General features: G+C 66.6%; 13 protein-coding genes. 9 read left to right on the top strand and 4 right to left on the bottom strand.

Annotated elements, in window-relative coordinates; genetic code table 11:
* Positions 1-216 precede the first annotated feature (216 nt).
* The 5 genes from AB0L58_RS40475 to AB0L58_RS40495 all read left to right on the top strand — a co-directional run bounded on the left by AB0L58_RS40475 (position 217) and on the right by AB0L58_RS40495 (position 6,013).
* Entirely contained in the window at positions 217-567 is a 351-nt protein-coding gene (locus AB0L58_RS40475; protein ID WP_364396155.1) for an acyl carrier protein, read from the top strand.
* Entirely contained in the window at positions 567-1,703 is a 1,137-nt protein-coding gene (locus tag AB0L58_RS40480; protein ID WP_364396157.1) for a 3-oxoacyl-[acyl-carrier-protein] synthase III C-terminal domain-containing protein, read from the top strand. The genes AB0L58_RS40475 and AB0L58_RS40480 overlap by 1 nt, the downstream gene beginning before the upstream one ends.
* Positions 1,704-1,712: 9 nt before the next feature.
* On the top strand, positions 1,713-4,208 hold the full coding sequence (locus tag AB0L58_RS40485; protein ID WP_364396159.1) for a type I polyketide synthase: 2,496 nt from the start codon (positions 1,713-1,715) through the stop codon (positions 4,206-4,208).
* A gap of 3 nt (positions 4,209-4,211) precedes the next feature.
* Positions 4,212-5,510, top strand: a complete 1,299-nt coding sequence (locus tag AB0L58_RS40490; protein WP_364396161.1) for an FAD-dependent oxidoreductase — start codon at positions 4,212-4,214, stop codon at positions 5,508-5,510.
* A gap of 128 nt (positions 5,511-5,638) precedes the next feature.
* A complete protein-coding gene (locus AB0L58_RS40495; RefSeq protein WP_364396163.1) occupies positions 5,639-6,013 on the top strand; it encodes a hypothetical protein in 375 nt (124 codons plus the stop codon).
* A gap of 4 nt (positions 6,014-6,017) precedes the next feature.
* Here the strand turns inward: AB0L58_RS40495 and AB0L58_RS40500 are convergent, their stop codons facing one another.
* Both AB0L58_RS40500 and AB0L58_RS40505 read right to left on the bottom strand, forming a co-directional pair.
* Complete coding sequence (locus tag AB0L58_RS40500; RefSeq protein ID WP_364396165.1) at positions 6,018-6,725, bottom strand: endonuclease/exonuclease/phosphatase family protein; 708 nt, start codon at positions 6,723-6,725, stop codon at positions 6,018-6,020.
* An 18-nt stretch (positions 6,726-6,743) separates the two neighbouring features.
* Complete coding sequence (locus tag AB0L58_RS40505) at positions 6,744-8,315, bottom strand: succinic semialdehyde dehydrogenase (RefSeq protein WP_364396168.1); 1,572 nt, start codon at positions 8,313-8,315, stop codon at positions 6,744-6,746.
* 168 nt (positions 8,316-8,483) lie between these two features.
* Here AB0L58_RS40505 and AB0L58_RS40510 point away from each other — a divergent pair, with 168 nt between their 5' ends.
* From AB0L58_RS40510 to AB0L58_RS40525, 4 genes are read left to right on the top strand one after another with little or no spacing between them, the layout of a single operon-like run.
* Positions 8,484-15,215, top strand: coding sequence for an SDR family NAD(P)-dependent oxidoreductase (locus AB0L58_RS40510; protein WP_364396170.1), 6,732 nt, complete (start codon positions 8,484-8,486; stop codon positions 15,213-15,215).
* Between the two features lie 27 nt (positions 15,216-15,242).
* Positions 15,243-18,332 carry a beta-ketoacyl synthase N-terminal-like domain-containing protein gene (locus tag AB0L58_RS40515; protein WP_364396173.1) on the top strand — a complete coding sequence of 1,030 codons (3,090 nt, stop codon included), beginning with the start codon at positions 15,243-15,245 and terminating at the stop codon, positions 18,330-18,332.
* Positions 18,333-18,343: 11 nt separating this feature from the next.
* Positions 18,344-19,294, top strand: coding sequence for an AfsA-related hotdog domain-containing protein (locus tag AB0L58_RS40520; protein ID WP_364396175.1), 951 nt, complete (start codon positions 18,344-18,346; stop codon positions 19,292-19,294).
* An 11-nt stretch (positions 19,295-19,305) separates the two neighbouring features.
* Positions 19,306-20,646, top strand: coding sequence for an FAD-dependent oxidoreductase (locus AB0L58_RS40525; protein ID WP_364396178.1), 1,341 nt, complete (start codon positions 19,306-19,308; stop codon positions 20,644-20,646).
* Between the two features lie 165 nt (positions 20,647-20,811).
* Here AB0L58_RS40525 and AB0L58_RS40530 read toward each other — a convergent pair whose 3' ends face one another.
* Both AB0L58_RS40530 and AB0L58_RS40535 read right to left on the bottom strand, forming a co-directional pair.
* Positions 20,812-21,585, bottom strand: coding sequence for an AfsR/SARP family transcriptional regulator (locus AB0L58_RS40530; protein ID WP_364396180.1), 774 nt, complete (start codon positions 21,583-21,585; stop codon positions 20,812-20,814).
* A gap of 88 nt (positions 21,586-21,673) precedes the next feature.
* Positions 21,674-21,869, bottom strand: a 196-nt coding sequence (locus AB0L58_RS40535; RefSeq protein WP_364396182.1) for a hypothetical protein, incomplete at its 5' end; no start/stop codon positions are given.

Consider the following 21,869-nt stretch of genomic DNA (forward strand, 5'->3'; position numbering starts at 1 on the left):
GATGCGGGAAACTGTATCGGTGCGCGCGGGTGCCGGTCAAGGCGCGAAATCTGCCGATAGGGGTTGTCGAATAGGGGTTGACGCAATCGAATTACACTGTCGGACAACATCTTTCGAAGTGATCATCTTGACGCTCGTTGGGGCCGATGTAAGACTTGGTCCGAGGTTGTTCACCCGGCTTCGGGGTACGCCCAGCGCGGCAGAATGGGGTAGCGCATGTCGATAGTAGACGAAATCCAGAAGGATATATTCGACTATCTGGATTCGCATTACGGTATCGAGCGGGACGAAATCAACAGTCATTCGGCGTTGAACGAACTCGGTATCGATTCGCTCGGCCTGCTCGCCATTGCCGATATTGTCCGGAAGAAGTACGACATCGTCCTGGACGACGAGCGGATCGCCTCGGTGCGAACCTTCCAGGACTTCACCGACCTGCTGGAGCGCAAGGTGGCGGCGCGGGAGAGTGCGATCCCTGCGGCGCGAGCGACGGACCCGGAGGCGGCAGCGGAGCGTGACCACGTAGGGACCCGGGAGGGCCGCGAATTGAACAGAGCTGAGAGTTGATGACCGCTTACATCACCGCGACCGGCCGCTTTCTGCCCGGCGATCCGGTGCCCAATGACGAAATCGAGGACTACATCGGCAAGGCCGGTCTGGCGTCGGCGGATCTGCGCGAGATGATCCTCGGCAATAGCGGTATCAAGACCCGTCACTACGCGATCGATAAGAATCAGCAGACGGTCATGTCGAATGCCGCAATGGCCGCAGCAGCCGTACGTGCGGCGGTGAAACGTGCTGGCCTCGGCCCCGATGAGGTCGAAATGCTCGCGGCCGCGACCACCATGCCGGACCTGCTCGGTCCCGGCCACGCCAGCATGATTCACGGTGAACTCGGTTATGCGCCGATGGAAGTCATGACCGCGCACGGGATCTGCAGCTCCGGGATGATGGCACTCAAGGATGCCTATCTTCAGGTCGCCATCGGCGAGAAGAGCAATGCCGTCGCGGTCGCGAGCGAATTCGCCTCGCGCGGATTCAAGAGTTCGCGATATGCCGAGATGAAATCGGTGATCGAAGAGGGCACGCTCCCCATGGAGACGGCATTTCTGCGGTACATGCTCTCCGATGGTGCGGGGGCGGCGGTGCTGCGGTCCGAGCCGGAGCCGGACAAGATCAGTCTGCGCATCGACTGGATCTCGCTGACCTCCTACGCCAATACCGAACAGGCGTGCATGTTCCTGGGCAGCAATGACAATTCCTGCACCAAGACGTGGGGCGACTATCCGACCACCACCGCCGCCGCCCACGACGGGGCGCTGGCAATCCGGCAGAAGTTGTCGCTGCTGCCGCATCTGGTCGAGGTCGGCATCCAGGAATATCAACGGCTCGTCGATGCCGGCAAATTCGATCCCGAGAAGGTCACCTGGTATCCGGTGCACTACTCGAGTGAGCGGATGAAAGAGCTGATGATCGGTGAATTCAAGCGCCGCAACATCACTCGGGGCGAGATGGTGAACTGGTACAGCAATCTGACCAGGGTCGGCAACATCGGCAGCGCCAGCATCTACATCATTCTCGACGAGATGTTGTCCGAGGGCCTGATCACGGAGGGCGACACCCTGGTATGCATGGTGCCCGAATCCGGCCGCTTCATCATCTCGTTCATGCATCTGACGGCGGTGGCCGCAGGCGGGGCCTGAGGTCGCGCCATGGCCGAGGAACAGCAGCTGCGCGAATACCTGCGGACCGCCGCCCGCGAATTACAGCGCGTCCGAGACCGGGTGCGGCAGTTGGAGGCTCGCGCCAACGAACCGGTGGCGATCGTCTCGATGGGATGCCGCTATCCGGGCGGTGTCGGGTCACCGGACGAGCTCTGGGAGATGGTCGCCGCCGGACGGGATGTGGTCTCCGGATGGCCGACCGATCGCGGCTGGGATTTCGCCGGGGTCACCGATCCGGATCCCACCCGGGCGCGGATGGTCGAACAGGGCGGATTCATCGATGGCGCAGGCGATTTCGATGCGCGCTTCTTCGGTATCAGTCCCAGAGAAGCATTGGCGATCGATCCGCAGCAGCGGCAGCTGCTGGAGGTGGCATGGGAGACCTTCGAGCGGGCCGGTATGGATCCGGTCGGCCTGCGCGGCAGTCGAACCGGCGTATTCGTCGGTCTGATCGGGCAGTCGTACGGCACGGTCGACGGGGCATATCGGGCATTGACGAGCGAGCAGATCAGCGGTCTGTCCGGATTCTTGTTGACCGGTAAGGCGGCGGGTGCGGGATCGGGTCGGATCTCGTATGTGTTCGGGCTGGAAGGTCCGGCCGTGACGGTGGATACCGCATGCTCGTCGTCGCTGGTGGCACTGCATCAGGCGATTGCGTCGGTGCGGTCGGGCGAATCCACGCTCGCGCTGGTCGGCGGGGTGACGGTAATGGCGACGCCCGATATGTTCGCCTCGTCGAGTGAGCGTGGTACCGCCGCCGATGGCCGCTGTCGCTCGTATGCGGCGGCCGCCGATGGAACCGTATGGTCCGAAGGCGTGGGAATGCTGCTGCTGGAACGACTTTCGGATGCACAACGCGATGGCCATCCGGTGCTCGCGGTGCTGCGCGGCTCGGCGGTGAATCAGGACGGTGCGTCCAATGGCTTCACCGCCCCGAACGGTTCGGCGCAGCGCCGGGTGATCCGCGATGCGCTGGCCGATGCCCGATTGTCCGCCGCCGAGGTGGATGTGATCGAGGGACACGGCACCGCGACCGTGCTCGGCGACCCCATCGAAGTGCAGGCGTTGCTGGCCACCTATGGGCAGGATCGGGATCGGCCCGCGCTGCTCGGATCGATCAAATCCAATATGGGCCATTGTCTGGCCGCCGCCGGGGTGGCCGGGGTGATCAAGATGGTGATGGCGATGCGCCACGGTGTAGTTCCGCCGACGCTGCACGTCGACGAGCCGACTCCGCATGTCGACTGGGCGGCAGGGGAATTGGAGCTGGTCACCCGGGCACGTCCATGGCCGGAGACCGGGCGACCGCGCCGGGCGGGCGTCTCGTCGTTCGGCATTACCGGCACCAATTCCCACGTGGTGTTGGAACAGGCCCCGGTGGCGGACTCCGAGGACGCATCGGTCAGCGCGCCACCGGTATCGGCCTGGGTGGTGTCGGCGCGCTCGGCGCCGGCGCTGACGGGTCAGGCGGAACGGCTCGCCGGATATCTCCGCGCGCAGCCGGGCCTGGATCCGGTGCATATCGGGTATTCCCTGGTGGTTTCGCGTGCTCGGCTGCCACACCGGGCGGTGTTGATCGGGCGCAAACAGGACGATTTGCTCAGCGGCCTGGAATCCCTGGTGGCCGGGCAGGATTCGCCGACCGTGGTGCGCGCGATGGGTTCGTCGGTGGCCAAGACGGTGCTGTTGTTCCCGGACTCCGGGCGCGTCGGTGCGGGACGCGGTCTGTACGCCGACTTCCCGGTCTTCCGTGCGGCCTTCGACGAAGTCGGTGCTGTCTTCGCCGAGCATCCGCTGCATGAAGTTGTGACCGGAGACTCCGATGTGGCCGCGCGGTTATCGGATCGGCCAGAATTCGCGCGCGCGGCACTCTTCGGCGTCGAAGTCGGGTTGTATGGACTGATGGTGTCGTTCGGGTTGCGGCCGGACTTTCTGGTCGGGCATGGCATCGGTGAGGTCGCGGCCGGGTATGCGGCCGGGGTATGGTCGCTGACATCGGCGGCGGAATTCGTCAGGGCCGCAAGCGAACCGGCGGCTGTCAAGCGGGTGTGTGCGAATGTGAGCTCCGATGATCCGAAGGTGGCGATCGTCTCCGGTCGGACCGGAGGGCAGGTCGGTCGGGACGAGTTGTGCACGCCCGAGTATTGGTCGCAGGAGGCGCACCCATGCGATGCCCTTCGGTGGACGGCCGGGCGCGGCGGATCGATTGTCATCGAATTGGGTTCGGGCGCATGGACGGAACGGGTACGTGAGATCGTCGGCGAAACCGTTGTCGGGGAGACCGATGTGGTGGTCACACCTGCCATCGACGCCACGCGATCAGGTCCATCGGATGAGGCGATCTCCTTCGTGACGGCGCTGGCTCGCGCACATACCGCGGGCGCCGCGGTGGACTGGTCGGCCCTGTACACCACGGCCGGTGCCCGGCGAATCGACTTGCCCACCTATGCCTTTCAGCACCGCAACTACTGGCTGGGTAGGTGAGGCGTGGGGGATGATCGGCATATCGCCGTGGTCGGGGCGGGTATTTCGGGCCTGGCCGCGGCCCATCGTCTCCGGCGGGCGGGCCATCGGGTCGAACTGATCGACCGTGAGTCCCGGCCCGGCGGACGGTGCGGCGTCGGGCTGCTGGGGGATCAGCCGATCATGGCGGGTGGGCGGCTGATCGGCCGCAAATACACCGCACTGCGCGAATTCCTGAACGAGCTGGGACCTTTCGCCTTGGAGCCGTATCCATTGCGGATGTCCCGGGTCGTGGCCGGTGAGCTGTTCACCATCGATCACCAGGACCGTTCCACCGGCCTGGCCCACCTGATCGATGTGGGCACTCCCGCTCCCGATGTCGCGAAATTCTCCTACCTCGCCAGCCGTGCACTCACCGCCGACGGACTGCTCGAGCCGGGCTACTACACCAAACTCGCCGCACACAGCGACCACAAACCGCTCAGTGCGCATTTCGGCCCGGCGCTGACCGCGATTCTGTTGCGCCCCATGACCGTATGGACCCACGGCGCGGAGCCGGAAGAGGTCTATCTCGGCGCCTTCGGCGCTACCCTGGCGAATGTGCTCGACGACTTCGATCGGCTCACCGACGGTATCCAACCGGTATTCGAGGCGTTGTCCCGACAGGTCGTCGTGCGCACTCGCGCCACTGCGGATCGTCTGCTGGTCCGCAGCGGCCGGGTCCGTGGCCTCGCCATCGCCGAAAATGGTTCCGCACCGAAGGAAGAACCCTACGACGCGGTATTGCTGGCAATACCGGCGCCGGCGGCGGCCGATCTCGTCATCGACGAATTCCCGACTGTCGGAAAGCTGCTCGCGCAGATCCGATATCTGCCGGCCGCGGTCGCGGTGGTGGCATACGACCGCGATATCTTCCCGCCCGATGTCTGGGGCATTACCTTCGACGACGGCCCCTGCCGCGCGGTGGGCCCGGAGAGTCCGCGTCGCCGCGATATCGTCCGCTATATCTTCACCGGACGGGATGCGCGCCCGCTGCCGTCGCCCAAAACCTTCGAATCGTGGCTGGCCCGAGCCGAACGCGTCGTCGTCGAGCACTGCGATGCCATCGGTGCCATGCGACGAGATCGGCTGACTCGCAGCTGGGACGCCGCCTACTGTGCCTACCTGCCCGACCACGCAGACTTCACCGCCAAGCTCCGGCACGAGATCGCCACCTGCACCGGACTGGCGGTGGCCGGCGACTATCTGCTCGGCACCTCACTGGAAGCGTGCTTCCGCGCCGGCACCGCGGCCGCCGAGGACCTCCTGGCTCGACTGACTTGAATACGCCATTGCGCGCGGTTAACTCGGGCACCGGTTCGCGCGATAATCTCCAGTGAAGCCCCGGACCATCCCCTTCGGACCGGGGCTTCGCCGAACATCGGGACCCATCGCATGGCACGCTGACATTCGTGTCTGAATCACCGAATCTCACCGGTCAGGGCCGGGTTGCGTCCGTACTGCGTTTTGCCACCGAACTCATCGCCTGGATCGCGACGCCGTGGGCGCTGGCCGGACATTCGGTTGTGCTGGCCGTGCTGTCGGTGCTGGTACTGATCGGGCTGCCCACCGTGTTCGCCACGCCCGGTGACAAGAAACAGGTGCTTGTCGCCGTGCCAGGATGGGGCACCATCGCGCTGGTCCTGCTGCAACTGGTTGCGGCGGTCATCGCCGCCTGGGTGGCCTGGCCGGTGTGGCTCGCCGTCCTTGTCGGGGTGCTTGCGGTGCTCACGGTGATCGCGGAGCTGCCGCGCTGGCGCTGGCTGTGGCGCGCGCGAGGTCGATAGCGCGCTATCCGGTGATGGTCGCGCGGATGAAATTGTGATCGGAGCGGCCCTCGACCGCCAGGACCGTGGCATCCCGCACGGTCGTGCCGCGCACGATCACATGGTCGATGAACTGCGATTTGGTGCCTGACGTGCGCGGACGGGTCGGTGCGGAGATCGGTGGCAGATCGGCGACGGTGAAGTCGGGGCCGAGCGCGGAGGCCACGGTGGTGCGGTCGATATTGAAGTCGCCGAGTAGCACGGTGGCGTGGTCCGGTGCGGCGAGTTCGGCCAATCGGGTCAGCTGGTGGGTGCGGCGCGGATCGCCGGTCACATGGGTTGCGATGACGACAATGCCCGTCGTTTCGATGGCGAGTGCGCCCTTGCCGGGATCGTTGTCGAAGGATTCGGCCACGATTTCTCGGCCCGGTTCGTCGAGGACGAGGACGAGATGTTCGGTGGGATCTTGCAGCGGGGTGGTGCCGTTGCGCGCCCGCGGGATGCGTGGGTAGCGCAATGCGTGGATGTCCCTGTCGGACAATGCCGATCGCAGACTTGCCAGTTGGTCGCCGCTGACCTCCTGTAGCGCGATGACCTGTTCGGGCCGTTCGGCGATCCAGGCGGTCACCGCGGCGATACGTGCCGCCTCATCGGTCCAGCGGGTCGCGATACTCGGATCCCAATTCTCCGCGTGCACGCGGTGCAGGACATTCCAACTGGCCACTGTGATCACAGCTCACGATGCTAGTGCTCAGCGGCCGCGAAGTTTGCCAACGATTTCCGCCATGGGCACCTGCAACCGCTGCCACCGTTCGGCGGACATGCGCGGCGGAGCGTCGAGATCGACGACCAATGCGGTGGCGACCGTCTGGGGTTCGGTGTACTTGAGCAGGCCCTCCGGACCGTGTCGGCGGCCGAGTCCGGAGCTGCCCATACCGCCCATCGGCGCACTCGGACTGGCCGCGGCGACCGCATAGCCCTCGTCGACATTCACCGCACCCGAACGCAGTCGGACCGCGATGGCCTCACCCGCGGCCGGGGTCGCGGCCCACACACTCGCGCTGAGGCCGTAGTCGGTGTCATTGGCGAGCCGGATGGCCTCGTCCACATCGGCGACCGGATAGATGGCGACCAATGGTCCGAAGGTCTCCGCACGGGCGCAATCCATTTCGGGCGTCACGCCGGTCAGCACGGTCGGTTCGAAGAACAGGGGGCCGAGGTCGGGCCGGGCCTTGCCGCCGGTAAGAACCGTCGCACCCTTGGATTTCGCGTCGGCGAGATGTTTGGAGACGGTGGCGAGTTGCTCGGCGGAGCTGAGACTGCCCATGGCGGTGCTGAAGTCGTAACCGGGGCCGAGCGGCATCGCCTCGATCGCGGCGACGAACTTCGCGGTGAACTCCTCGGTGATCGATCGCTCGACGTAGACGCGTTCGATGGACAGACAGAGCTGACCCGCATTCGAGAAGCACGCGCGCAGTGCGGCTTTGGCGACCTTGTCGAGATCGACACCGGCGGTGACGATCATCGGATTCTTGCCACCCAGCTCGGCCGAGAAGCCGATCAGCCGGTCGGCGCATTGCCGGGCGAGCACTCGTCCGGTGGCGGAGGAACCGGTGAACATGAGGAAGTCGCAGTCCTCGACAATGGCGCGCCCGACGGTCGAACCCGAACCGGGAACCACGGCGAGCAGGTCGCGGGGCAGTCCGGCTCGGTAGAGCAATTCGGCATTGGCCAGCGCGGCGAAGGGCGTTCGGGATGCGGGTTTCAGCACCACCGCATTACCCGCCAGCAGCGCCGGAATGGAATCACCGATGGCCAGGAACATCGGATAATTCCACGGTGCGATGACGCCGACAACTCCTTTGGGTTGAGCGTGTACGCGCACCCTGGTCAGCCCTGGCAGTGGTCCGGGAACTCGCAGTGGTTTCAATAACTCGGGTGCCACCCGCGCGTAATACTGTGTTCCGGCGAGGATGCCGAGTATTTCCTCCTGCGCGGTCCAGCGGGCTTTTCCGGTTTCGGCCTGGATGATGTCCAGCAACAGATTCCGGTGTTCGAGCACCAGCGTGCGATAGCGCTTGATGACCGAAACCCGATCGCGAACCGGCGTTTCTGCCCAATCATGCTGTGCTACCGAGGCTTTGGTGATCGCGGTGTGCACGTCATCGGCACCGGCCAGCGGCACCTGCCCGAGCGGATCGCCGGTGAAGACCTCGTCGATCGTGGTAGTCGGGCAGCTGTCGAGGTCGGTGACCGAGGCGAGCCGACTCAAACGCTGGAAAACACTGGATTCCGGAACCGGCATTGTCGTACTCCTGCTCATAGCGACCTCGAATAGGCAAACTACAGCGGAAATCGACGAATCGGGGCCGGCGATGGCCCACCGATTACCGCGCGGTGGACGGGCACAGACCGGCGAGTATTTACGCTCGGTAAGTCGGCGAAAGTCGAAGGTTTTCCGGTGGAGCGCAACCACATTCGAGGAGTCGAAATGTCACGGTCGAATGGCGACAGCAGCGCGGTGCTCGAACGCGATGAGCTCGGCCGTCGCGCACCCGAGGAGCAGCGGCGGCTGCTGCGCGAGCTGGTGGTCCAGCAGGTGACGGATGTGCTCGGTGGGATCGCGCCCGAGGTCATCGATGTGTCGGCGTCGTTCCGGGATCTGGGATTCGATTCCCGATCCGCGGTCGAGCTGCGCGACCGGCTGCGCCGGGTCAGCGGTGTGGAGCTGACGGCGGCGGTCGCCTTCGACTATCCGACCATCGACCGGCTCGCCGAATTGCTGCGTACCAGGCTGATCGGCGCCGAGGGTGCCTCCGATGGCAATGGCTGCGGCGCACCGGCGACAGATCCCGAGGAGCCGATCGCCATTGTCGGCATGGCCTGCCGCTATCCGGGCGGCATCGCCTCGCCGGCGGATATGTGGCGCATGCTCGTGGCCGGTCGCGAGGTGACCTCGGAATTCCCGCCGGAGCGCGGCTGGGACGACTGCTACGATCCGGAACCGGGCGCCGAGGGCAAGACCTATGTCCGTTCGGGTGGATTCCTCGAGGGCGCGGCGGCATTCGATGCGGGCTTCTTCGGTATCTCACCGCGCGAGGCCTTGGCCACCGATCCGCAGCAGCGTCTGCTGTTGGAGGTTTCGTGGGAAGCGTTGGAGCACGCGCGCATCGACCCGAGTTCCATGCACGGCAGTCGCACGGGCGTGTATGCGGGCATGTTCTACAACGACTACGCCGATGACACCGCGCCGGCGGACCTCGCCGGATATCTGATGACGGGCATGACGGGCAGCGTTGCGTCCGGGCGTATTTCGTACGCGCTCGGGTTGGAGGGGCCCGCGCTGACCGTTGATACGGCCTGCTCGTCGTCGCTGGTGACGGTGCACCTGGCCGCGCAGGCATTGCGTCGGGGTGAGTGCGATACCGCGCTGGCCGGTGGCGTGACCGTGATGGCGAAGGCGGCGCCGTTCATCTCCTTCAGTATGCAGCGCGGGCTGGCGCCGGACGGTCGGTGCAAATCCTATGGCGAGGGTGCCGACGGCACCGTGTGGTCCGAGGGCGTCGGCGTGCTGGTGCTGGAGCGGTTGTCGCGGGCCTGTGCGCAGGGACGTCGGATTCTGGCGTTGGTACGTGGTTCGGCGGTGAATCAGGATGGTGCGTCGAACGGGCTGGCCGCGCCGAACGGTCCGGCTCAGCAGCGGGTGATCCGGGATGCGCTGGCCGACGCCAGGATCACCGCCGCCGACGTGGATATGGTCGAAGGACACGGCACCGGCACGGTATTGGGCGATCCCATCGAGGTGCAGGCACTGCTGTCCACCTATGGCCAGCTGCGGCCCGATCCGGACCGGCCGCTGTGGCTCGGTTCGATCAAATCGAATATGGGCCACACCCAGGCCGCCGCCGGTGTCGCCGGCATCGTCAAGACGGTGCTGTCCATGCGGCACGAAATGCTCCCGCGCACACTGAATTCCGAGCAGCCGACCGAGCATGTGGATTGGACCGAGGGGAATGTGCGGCTGCTCGCCGAACCGCAACCGTGGCCGCGTCGGTCGACGCCGCGGCGGGCCGGAATCTCCTCGTTCGGCATCAGCGGCACCAATGCGCATCTGATCATCGAGGAACCGCCTGTCGATGATCCGGGTAGCGCGGCACGGATCGCGCCGCCGGTGACGCCGTGGGTACTGTCCGGACGCACCGATGCGGCGGTGCCCGCGATGGCGCGGCGGCTGGCGGAGTTCCTGCGGGAGTCTCCGGATACCGATCCGGCCGATATCGGCTACTCGCTGACCGCGACCCGATCGGAATTCGAACATCGTGCGGTCCTGCTCGGTGCCGATCGCGATGAGCTGGTCACGGCACTGGAAGCACTGACCGCGCAGCAGGATTCGCCGCATGTCGTGCGCGGTGTCGCCGGGCGCGATGTCCGGACCGCCGTATTGTTCCCCGGGCAGGGGGCACAGCGCGCGGGTATGGGCACCCGGCTGTACCAGGCCTATCCACTCTTCGCCGAGATCTTCGACGAGGTGTGTGCCCAGGTCGACGCCGCCAACCCGGAGGGGACCGTGGGGTTGCGCGGTGTGATCTTCGCCGAGCCCGGCACTCCGGCGGCCGAGCTGCTGGACCGGACCGAATACACCCAGCCCGCGCTGTTCGCGATCGAGGTGGCGCTGTTTCGGCTGTTGCAGTCCTGGGGTGTGAACCCCGACTATCTGGTCGGCCACTCTATCGGTGAGATATCGGCGGCCTTCGTTGCCGGGGTGTGGTCGCTGTCGGATGCCTGTGCGCTCGTCGCCGCCCGCGGTCGGCTGATGCAGGCGCTGCCCGAGGGCGGCACCATGGTTTCGGTCACCGCCGACGAGGACGAGGTGGCCGAGCTCATCGGTGATCGCGCGGATCGGGTGGGCATCGCGGCGGTGAACGGGCCGCGCTCACTGGTGCTCTCCGGTGACGAGGACGCCGTCGACGAGATCGCGACGCTGCTGGCCGAGCGTGGCCGCAAGACCAAGCGCCTGGCGGTGAGCCACGCCTTTCATTCACCGCGCATGGAGCCCATGCTGGCCGAGTTCGAAAAGGTCTGTGCCGGACTGACTTATCACAAGGCGACCATTCCGATCATCTCCACCGTGACCGGCGAGCCGGTCGGCGATGACGAATTGCGTTCCCCGGCCTACTGGGTCGGCCAGGTCCGTCGACCGGTGCGTTTTATGGCGGCGGCCCAATGGTTGCTCGGCGAACGGGTCGGCGTCGCGTGGGAGACGGGACCGGGTGCGGCGCTGACCACCCTGATGGTCCAGACCGCCGCGGCGGGCGAGAAGCCGGCGCCGACCACGAAACCGGTGCTGCGCGCACCCGGCGCGGATGCGGAGGTCGCCGGAGTCGTCGGCGCGCTGGCGGCGGGATATTGTGCTGGCGCACAGGTGAATTGGGCCGAGCAGTTCTCCGGTAGCGGTGCCACGGCGGTCGACCTGCCGACCTATCCGTTCCAATGGCAGCCGTTCTGGTTGCAATCCGCGGGTGTCGCGGATGTGCGCCAGTCCGGACTGGAGGATGCCGGGCATCCGTTGCTCGGTGCGGTGGTGCGGGTGCCGCAATCCGATGAAATCGTCTGCACCGGACGGCTTTCGCTGCGCAGCCATCCCTGGTTGGCCGATCACGATATCGCGGGAACCGTACTGCTGCCCGGCACCGCGTTCGTCGAAATGGCCTTGCACGTGGGTGCCTTGGTGGACTGCGCCCGGCTGGCCGAACTGGTGTTGCAGGCGCCGCTGCCACTGCCCGCTGCCGGGGGTATCGAGCTGCGCGTCGTCGTGGGCGCACCGCAGGACACCGGTGGTCGGACGCTCACCGTGTACGCCCGTCCGCAGGGCGACTTCGAGAACGGGCAGATCGACTGGACCTGCCATGCGGTGGGCGTCGTCGAGCCGGCCGACGAATCCACAACGGCGAGTGTGGATTTCGCGTCCTGGCCACCGCCCGGTGCGGAGCCGGTCGAACTCGGCGGCGGCTACGACGAGCTGGCCGAGGCCGGATACCGCTACGGCCCGCTGTTCCGGGGGCTGACCGCACTGTGGCGACGCGGCACGGAATTGTTCGGTGAGGTCGATCTGCCGGAGCAGGCGCGATCCTCGGCGGAGCGATTCGGCATCCATCCCGCGCTGCTGGATGCCGCGCTGCACGTCATTGCCCTCGGCAATGCCACCACCGGTGCCGACGGTGCGGTTTCGGTGCCGTTCTCGTGGGAGGGCGTGGCACTGCACGCGGTGGGCGCGTCCTCGCTGCGGGTGCACCTGACCGCGCCCGCACCGGATCGGATCTCGCTCACCCTTGCCGATGCGAGTGGCGGTCCGGTCGCCGAAGTTGCGGCACTGGCATTGCGTGCCCTGCCGCGCGAGGCGTTGGCGGTCAAGTCGACCGCGAGTGCGGATCTGCTCGGCACGACCTGGATTACCGTGCCGCAGCCGGAGACCGCGACGGTCGATGAGCCGTGGGCGCGGCTCGGCGAGAGCTGGGAGACCGTCACGGTGGCCGGACAACGGCTCGCGGTCCTGTCCGCCCCGACAACCGAATCGACGGGCGGCACACCGGAATCGGTGCGTGCTTGGGTTACCGAGCTGATGCGGACGGTGCAGCGACTGGTGACCGCCGAGGAGGCCGTCGAACGAATCCTCGTGGTGGTCACCCGACATGCGGTGGCCGTGCACGGCGCGCAGGACGCGGAACTGGCGGGCGCCACGGCCTGGGGCCTGTTGCGCAGCGCCCAGAACGAGAATCCCGGACGGATGCTGCTGGTCGATGTCGACGACTGGGCGCACTACCGGGACGCCGTCGAACAGGCCATAGCCGTGGCGAACGAACCACAGCTCGCACTGCGGCGCGGCACACTGCACGCGGTTCGCGTGAGCCGCTCCGCCGCCGACAACGTCGAGGCAAACACCCCCTCGGACGCCGGTGACTGGCGCCTGCTGCCATTGGGCAAGGGCACGCTGACCGGCGACAACCTCACGCTCGCCGCGGATCCCGACGCGACCGCCGCGCTGGCTCCCGGCCAGGTCCGGGTCGCGGTGCGGGCGGCGGGTGTGAACTTCCGTGACGTGCTGATCGTGCTCGGCATGTATCCGGATCCGGATGCGCCGATCGGCGGCGAGGGTGCGGGCGTCGTCCTCGAGGTCGCCGCGGATGTCACCGATTTCGCGGCCGGTGATCGGGTCTTCGGCTTCCTGCCGGTGGTCGGATCCACCGTCGTCGTCGATCGGCGGCTGGTGGTGCCGATGCCGCGCGGCTGGTCCTTCGCACAGGCCGCCGCCGCGCCGGTGGTCTTCGCCACCGCCTACTTCGGTCTGGTCGATCTGGCCGGACTACAGCGCGGGGAGACCCTGCTGCTGCACGCGGCGACCGGCGGTGTCGGGATGGCGGCGGTGCAATTGGCCAGACATCTCGGCGCGGAACTCTACGTCACCGCGAGTAGGCCGAAGTGGGATGTGTTGCGCGGCATGGGCTTCGATGACGCGCATATCGGCGACACCCGCACCCTGGACTTCGAACGGCAATTCCTCGATGCCACCGAAGGCCGCGGTGTCGATGTCGTCCTGGACTCGCTGGCCAATGAATTCGTCGACGCCTCCTTGCGCCTGCTACCGCGCGGTGGCCGTTTCATCGAAATGGGCATGACCGACCGGCGCGAACCGGACAAGGTGGCCGCCGAACATCCCGGCGTCTACTACCGAGCCTTCCACCTCATGGAGGCAGGGCCGGATCGCCTGCGGGAAATCATGACCGAACTGCTGCGACACTTCGATTCCGGTGTACTGCAACCGATTCAGGTCACGTCATGGGATGTGCGCGAAGCGCCGGAGGTGTTCCGGTTCATGAGCCAGGCCCGGCATATCGGCAAGAACGTCCTGACGGTGCCGCCACGGTGGAATCCGATGGGGACGGTCCTGGTGACCGGCGGCACCGGCGGACTCGGCGCCGTGGTCGCCCGACATCTGGTCGGCGAGCGCGGTGTGCGCAGGCTGCTACTGGTCAGCCGCCGCGGTCCGGCCGCCGAGGGCGCCACCGAACTGATCGCCGAATTGACCGCGCACGGTGCGGATGTCGATATCGTCGCCGCCGATGTGTCCGATCCGGTCGCGATCGCGGCACTGCTGGCGGCGATTCCCGACGCGCACCCGCTGACGGCGGTGGTGCACACCGCCGGTGTGATCGACGACGGCATGTTCGACTCCATGACCGCCGAGCAAGTGGCGACCGTCTTCGGCCCCAAAGTCTTTGCCGCACATCACCTGCACGAGGCCACCAAGGACCTCGACCTCGCCGCCTTCGTGCTGTACTCGTCCATCGCGGGCGTACTCGGCGGACCGGGACAGGCCAATTACGCGGCGGCGAATGCCTATCTGGACGCACTCGCCCGCCACCGTCATCACGTCGGCCTGCCCGCCACCGCCCTGGTCTGGGGCGCGTGGCGCAGTGCCAGCGGTATGACGGCTCGACTGGGCGATCAGGATTGGGCACGAATGCACCGAGAGGGGATGCTGCCCATCGACGACGAGCACGGCATGGCCCTGTTCGACGCCGCGCTCGCGGGCGGACAAGCCGCCACCGTCGCCGCGCGCCTGGATATGTCGGTGCTCTCGGCCATGGATCCGGCCGATTTGCCCGCCATGCTGCGTGGTCTGGCCCGGTCCCCGCGGCGGGCCGCGGCGGCCAGGTCCAGTGAATCGGCCGAATTCGCCGCCGGTCTGGTCGGTCTCGATCCCGTCGAACAAGAGCGGGTCATCGTGGACGCGATCCGCGTGCAGGCCGCGGCCGTCCTGGGACATCAGTCGCCGGAAGCGATCGAGGTCGAGCGTCCGTTCCAGGAACTGGGTTTCGATTCGCTCGGGGTGATGGAGTTCCGCAACCGGGTGAAGTCCGCGGTCGGTATCAATCTGGGGACGACGGTGGTATTCGACCATCCGACCCCCGCCGCACTCGCCGGATACATCCGTCGGGAGATCGCACCCGTCGAGGACGTACCGGCCCGGATCAAGTCCGAGGTGGCGGCCTTGGCCGCGAGTTGCACGGGCGCGTCGCTGGATCCCGACGACCGGCGCGATATCGCCACCAGGCTCCGGGCCGTGCTGCGCGAACTCGACGGTGGCGCCGAGAGCGAGAGCATCGGCGACCTCGCCGCGGCCGACGACAGCGCATTGTTCGAATTCATCGACCAGTTGGACTGACCGGACGCCGAAGGGAGGTGCTCTACCGTGGCCGATGACGAGCAGTTGCGCGAATATCTGCGCCGCGCCGTGCGGGAACTGCACGAGACCAGGCAGAAATTGCGCGACATACAGGCCGAACAGTCCGAGCCCATCGCGATTATCGGCATGGCCTGCCGGTTCCCCGGCGGCGTCCGATCGCCGGAGGACCTGTGGGACTTGATCATCGACCAGCGATCGGTGGTTTCGGAGTTCCCGACCGACCGGGGTTGGCGTCCGGCCGCCGCGCACGACGAACCCGGTATGACCACCATCGGGCTCGGCGGATTCCTGGACGGCATAGCGGATTTCGATGCCGGATTCTTCGGCGTATCCGAACGCGAGGCCGGGGCAATGGATCCGCAGCAGCGGCTGCTGCTCGAGGTCGCCTGGGAGGCCATCGAGCGTGCGCGCATCGACCCGACCACGCTGCGCGGCACCGATACCGGAGTATTCGCCGCGGTCAGCGATCAGATCTATTCGGACTGGTGTCCGGACTGGGACGGATTCGAGACGTACTACGTGCTCGGCACCCAGACCAGCCTCGCCACCGGAAGGATCAACTATCTGCTCGGTTTGGAAGGTCCGGCCGTCTCCGTCGACACGGCCTGTTCGGGCGCGTTGGTCGCACTGCATCAGGCGGTCGAATCCCTGCGTGGCGGTGCGTGTGCACTGGCGCTGACCGGGGGCATCACGGTGATGTCGCTGCCGTCGCCGTTCATCGCGTTCTCCCGGCAGCGCGCACTCGCACCCGACGGCCGCTGCAAACCGTACGCGCAGGCCGCCGATGGCACCGCCTGGGCCGAGGGCGTCGGCATGTTCGTGGTGGAGCGGCTGTCCGACGCGCGACGCAACGGCCATCCAGTGCTCGCCGTGATCCGTGGTGGCGCGATCAATTCCGATGGCGCGTCCAATGGGCTTACCGCGCCCAATGGTCGAGCGCAGCAACGGGTTATCCGGCAGGCGCTCGCGAATTCCGAGCTGTCGCCGGCGGATGTGGATGTGGTCGAGGGCCACGGCACCGGTACTCCGCTGGGCGATCCGATCGAGGCGCAGGCCCTGCTGGCCGCATATGGCCGCCATCGCGATCCGGAACAGCCGGTGTGGTTGGGATCGGTCAAATCAAATATCGGACACACTCAATCCGCCGCGGGCACCGCGGCATTGATGAAGATGGTGCTCGCCATGCGGCACGGGGTCGTGCCCGCCACACTGCATGTGGACCGGCCGTCCGAGCACATCGATTGGTCGGTCGGCGGGGTCCGTCTGGCCAGCGAGGCGCGACCGTGGCCGGAGACCGGGCGGCCACGGCGGGCCGGGGTGTCGGCGTTCGGATTCAGCGGCACCAATGCGCATGTCATCGTCGAATACGACCCGAGCGCAACCAATACGGAGCCGGACGAACCGCGAGCCGCCAGGCGGTATCCGGTATATCCATGTGTGGTGTCGGGCCGGACACCGCAGGCGCTTCGGGACCAGGCGGCTCGCCTGAGCCGCACCCCACCAGCGGATATCGCCGACGTGGGCTACTCGCTGGCAACCACCCGGACAGCCTTCGATCACCGCGCCGTATTGCTCGCCGCAGATGCCGACGAACTGCGGGAGGTGGCGTCGGCGGCGGCGCGCGGTGCGGTCGACCGATCCGTGGTGACCGGCTCGGCCGCGTCCGGCCGGCGGCTCGGCCTGCTGCTGCCGGGGCAGGGCAGTCAGCGGTCCGGCATGGGCCAACAACTGTACGAGGCCTTTCCGGCCTTCCGCGCGGCCTTCGACGACCTGAGCGCGGCCTTCGACCCACATCTCGATCGACCGCTGCGCACGGTGATTTTCGATCAGGATGCGCTCGACCGCACCGAATTCACCCAGCCCGCACTGTTCGCCGCCGAGGTGGCGACCTACCGACTGCTCGAATCCTGGGGATTGACCGCCGATTTCCTGGTCGGCCATTCGATCGGCGAACTGGCCGCGGCACATATCGGTGGCGTGTTCTCCCTCGCCGACGCCGCGGCCGTGGTGTCGGCGAGGGGACAGCTCATGCAGCGACTCGGTCCCGGGGCCATGCTCGCGGTGCGCGCGACGCTCGCCGAAGTCGCCGAATCGCTTGCCGGATACGACGATCAGGTAGCCATCGCCGCGAGCAATGGTCCGAACGCCACCGTCATCTCCGGTGACGAAGCGGCGATCGGCGTACTTGCCAAACAGTGGCGCGCGCGGGGCAGACGCATTCGGCGGCTGCGGGTCGAACGTGCCTTCCACTCCCCGCATCTGGACGACCTGCTCGACGAATTCGCCACGATCGTGGCGGCCGCCGAATTGAAGCCGTCTTCGATCACCCTGCTGTCCGATGTCACGGGGGAACCGGTCACCGCCGCCCAGGTGTGCGCACCGGAGTACTGGGTCCGCCAAGCCCGCGGCACCGTCCGCTTCCACGACTGCCTGCGCTATCTGCTGGACGCCGGGGTCGATACCTTCCTCGAGATCGGCCCGGGTGACGTGCTGTCCGGCATGGCCTACGAATGTGCGGGTGATAGCGCCTGCGTCTGCCTGCCGACCCTGCGTACCGGCGAACCCGAACCGCACGGGCTCATACGGGCGGTCGCCGGTGCCTGGGTGCGCGGTGTCGGGGTGGACTGGGCGGCGGTCTACGCCGACTCCGGTGCCCGCACTGTGGACCTGCCCACCTACGCCTTCCAGCACCGTCGGTATTGGCTTGGCACCCAACACTATTGGTGCGAAAGCACCTTGCCCGTCGCGCCGATTCGGACCGATGAGCCGACCGAAATATCCGATAGCGGAGAATTCCGCGCCCAGGTGCTCGGACTCGCCGAACCCGAACGATTCGACTTCGTCCTCGCCGCCGTCCGCAGCGAGATTGCCGCCATCCTCGTCGATCGCACCCACGAGGGCGAAATCGACGCCGACACCGGAGTTCTCGCAACCGGACTCACCTCGCTGTCGGTACTCGAATTGCGCAACCGCGTGAACGCGCTTGCCGGTTTCCGCATTCCGGTCGATGGCTTTCTGGACAACCCGACGCCACGGGCACTGGCCGAACTCGTCCTGGCCGAACTCGCCGACGACGCCACGCGCGTCGGAATCTGAGGAGGACCGCGATGCCGGAGGAACTGCTCATCCCGACTACGCGCACCAGCGGGCTGAGTTTCGAACAAACCGTGCCGTGTTCGCTGGCCCACAGACGCTGTCTCGGTGAGGTTTTCGTCGCCGACACCGCCGTGGCCGGACCCGGGGAGTATCTGGCCGCGATCCAGATTCCGCGCGCACACTCGCTGTGGTCGGATCGTCGGACGGAATTCCACGACCCGCTCGCCGCGGTCGAGGCGATCCGCCAAGCCGCGACCGTACTCGGACACCGATATCTCGACCTTCCGCTCGGGACCGCACTGAGCCTGCAGCGGATGACCGCCGAAATCGAGGATCACAGCGCACTGCGCGACACCGGGACCGAGCCGCTGGAGGGCATCGTGCGGATCCGCACCGACCTCGGATCCGGTAGCGGCCCGGGCTATCTCGCCGATCACTCCTTCGACGCCACATTGACGGTTGGCGCCGTGCCAGCGCTCACCGTGCGCGGCGGCGGTGTCGCATTCCCACCCGAGACCTACGCCGAATTCCGCAACCACCAACGCCGCAATCGTGCCGCGGATGTCACGAGCGAAACTCCCGCACCGGTCGCACCGCATCGGGTGGGGCGGCGTGACTCTCGCAATGTCGTCGTCGGCGGTGATCTCCAACTACTGGTGGATCGCCGACATCCGTCCTTCTTCGACCACCCCTACGACCACGTTCCCGGGCCACTGATGTTGGAGGGCTTCCGGCAGGCCGCCCTGCTGGCCGCGGGCCAGCCGTTCGCACTCGGGGCGCTGGCGGCCACCTTCACCGGCTTCGCCGAGCTGGACGGCCCGCTCACCTTCACCTACCGGGTCGACTCCGATCCGGACTTCGGCGCCGACGTCGAATTGGCGTTGTCCCAGTTCGGCTGCCAGATCGCCGACTGCCGCATCGAACTCATTGCTTACCCGTCCCCATCCGACGCGCAGAACTGAGGAGACCCGCGATGGAAGACCCGAAGACGGCCGACCGGCGGCTCGCAGTCGTCGGTGCCGGTATCGCAGGCATGACGGCGGCACTGCACCTGCAGCAGGCCGGATACGAGGTCGAACTGATCGAGCAGATGGACGTGCTCGGCGGACGCTTCGGTGTCGATCGGCTCGGCGACCGCCCGGTCATGACCGGCGGCAAGAACCTGGGCCGCAAATACAGTGCGCTGCGCGAATTCCTCGCCGAATTCGGCGAGCCCGAATACGAGGAATTCGGCATCAACACCTCCCGGGTGCTGGACGGAAAGATCCTCACGCTCGACAGCAAACAGGGCGCCTTGGACAAGATCAGCCGCCTGCGCCGCCTCGGCCCGGTGCGGGATCTGCTGAAACTGGCTTATCTCGGCTTCCTGGTGCGCCGCAAGGAGGAGAACCGCTTCCTCGGTTCGGCGGCCTTCATCAGGATCGCCGACCGCAATGACGACCGGCCGCTGAGCGCGCACTTCAGCCCGCGGATCGTCCGAAATATGTTCCGGCCCATGAACGTCCGCATGAACGGTGCCGAACCCGACGAGGTCTACCTCGGTACCTTCGGCACCAACCTCAACATGATCATGGACACCTACGACCAACTGACCCACGGCATTTCGCCGATCATCGATGCACTGGCCAAGGTGGTGCGCGTGCGCACGAGCGCCAAGGTCGAACAGCTGCTCACCAGCGACGGACGCATCGGCCTCGGCATCTCCGAACACGGCGGCCCGGTCACCGACCACTACTATGACGGCGTCGTACTGGCCTCGCCCGCCTACGCGACCGCCGAAATCGTGAAGTCGGAGCTACCCGCCCTCAGCGACCTGCTCGCCGAGGTCAAATACTTCCCGGCCGCGGTGGTCCTGGTCGAATACGACCGCCCCGTCTTCGGCTCCGAGGTCCGCGCCATCGTGCTCGACGACGGCCCCTGCAGCAATGCCGGCGTCTACGGCATCAATGACCTGAACATCGTCCGCTACACCTTCAGCGGCCGCCACGCCCGACCCACCCCCACCGACGATGTACTCGACGAATGGATCGACGACGCCGAACATCACCTCACCTGCCTGCTCGGGGTGGAAAACCTCCGACGAGTGCATACGGTCAAGCGGATCTGGGACGCGGCGTATTGCGCCTACGTACCGTTCCACGGAAAGTTCCTATCCCAGGTGCATGCCGAGGTGGCCGCTACCCCCGGCCTCGAACTGGCGGGCGACTACCTGCGCGGCGCACCACTCGAGGCATCCTGCCGCTCCGGCATCGAGGCCGCCGACAAGCTACTGGAACAGCTGAAATCGGCGCCGGTCCGAACTGGTCATCGTTGAACTTGCTCGGCGGCGTGTCGCAGCCGGAGTCCCACGGGCTCGCGCGCAGGTGATCAAGATCAGGTGGACATGGTGGCGGGGGCTTCTCGCGTTTTGCCGCCCTGGTTTCCACGTGATCATCTGTCCAGCCTGATGTACGTGTTGTCGTTGGTGGGGGGGTGGGGGTTATGCCGGAGCTCGGTGGGGGCGGGGTTGCAGCGAGGAATCCTGGGTCAGGATCAGGTGGTGGAGCCGCTGTAATTCGTGGCCTGGCTCGATGCCTAGTGTATCGACCAGCGTGTTGCGCGAGCGGTGATACACATTCAGCGCGTCTGCTTGGCGTCCCGAGCGGTAGAGCGCGAGCATATATTGTCGATGGAAGCTTTCGCGCAATGGTGCTGTGGTGGTGAGCAATTCGAGTTCCGGGGTGATTTCCCGGTGCCGACCACAGGCCAGTTCGGCGTCGAAACAGTCCTCGTAGGCATTGAGTCGCTCGTCTTCGATGGCGGTCAATTCGCTCCAGGCGATGCCGCTTTCGACCAGGTCGGCCAGTGCGTTGCCGGACCACATGCTTATCGCGGCGCGCAGGTGGTTTTTACCCCTGGCCGGTGCGCCGGCATCGAGTTCGGCGCGGCCGAGCTTGGTCAGTTTGCGGAAGCGGTAGAGGTCCACCGCGTCCGGATCGACGTTCAGGCGGTAGCCGGGGACCTTGGTCAGAATTGTCGTCGCGGCATGTCCGGCGAGCACCTTGCGGATCGCGGATACCGCGTTCTGCACGATCTTGCGCGCGGTCGGCGGCGGATCGCTATGCCACAGCGCATCTCGGATGCGGCTGGTCGGGACGACCTGATTGTCGTGTAGGAGCAGGTATCCGAGCACCGCCCTGCGGGTCACCCCGCCGAGATCGATCTCGGCGCCGTCGGCGCTGATATCCAGCGCACCGAGGATACGGAATTCCATTGCGCCGCCTCCCGATCGAGCCATTGTCGCGATATCAACCAGGTGTATCAGGGGCGTCGGTCCGCGAGGTACCCCTAGCCGCCGCCCCTTACCGGTGCGTCGTCCATATGGATCGCAGATTCGCGCCGCGCACCTTTCTTGCCGCGCGCACGAATTCGCTGTACCCCGAGGCGCCGTCCCTTGCCGGTGCGTCGTCCATATGGATCGCAGATTCGCGCCGCGCACCTTTCTTGCCGCGCGCACGAATTCGCTGTACCCCGAGGCGCCGTCCCTTGCCGGTGCGT

The sequence above is a fragment of the Nocardia sp. NPDC052112 genome, assembly GCF_040680135.1.
Taxonomy (GTDB): Bacteria; Actinomycetota; Actinomycetes; order Mycobacteriales; family Mycobacteriaceae; genus Nocardia.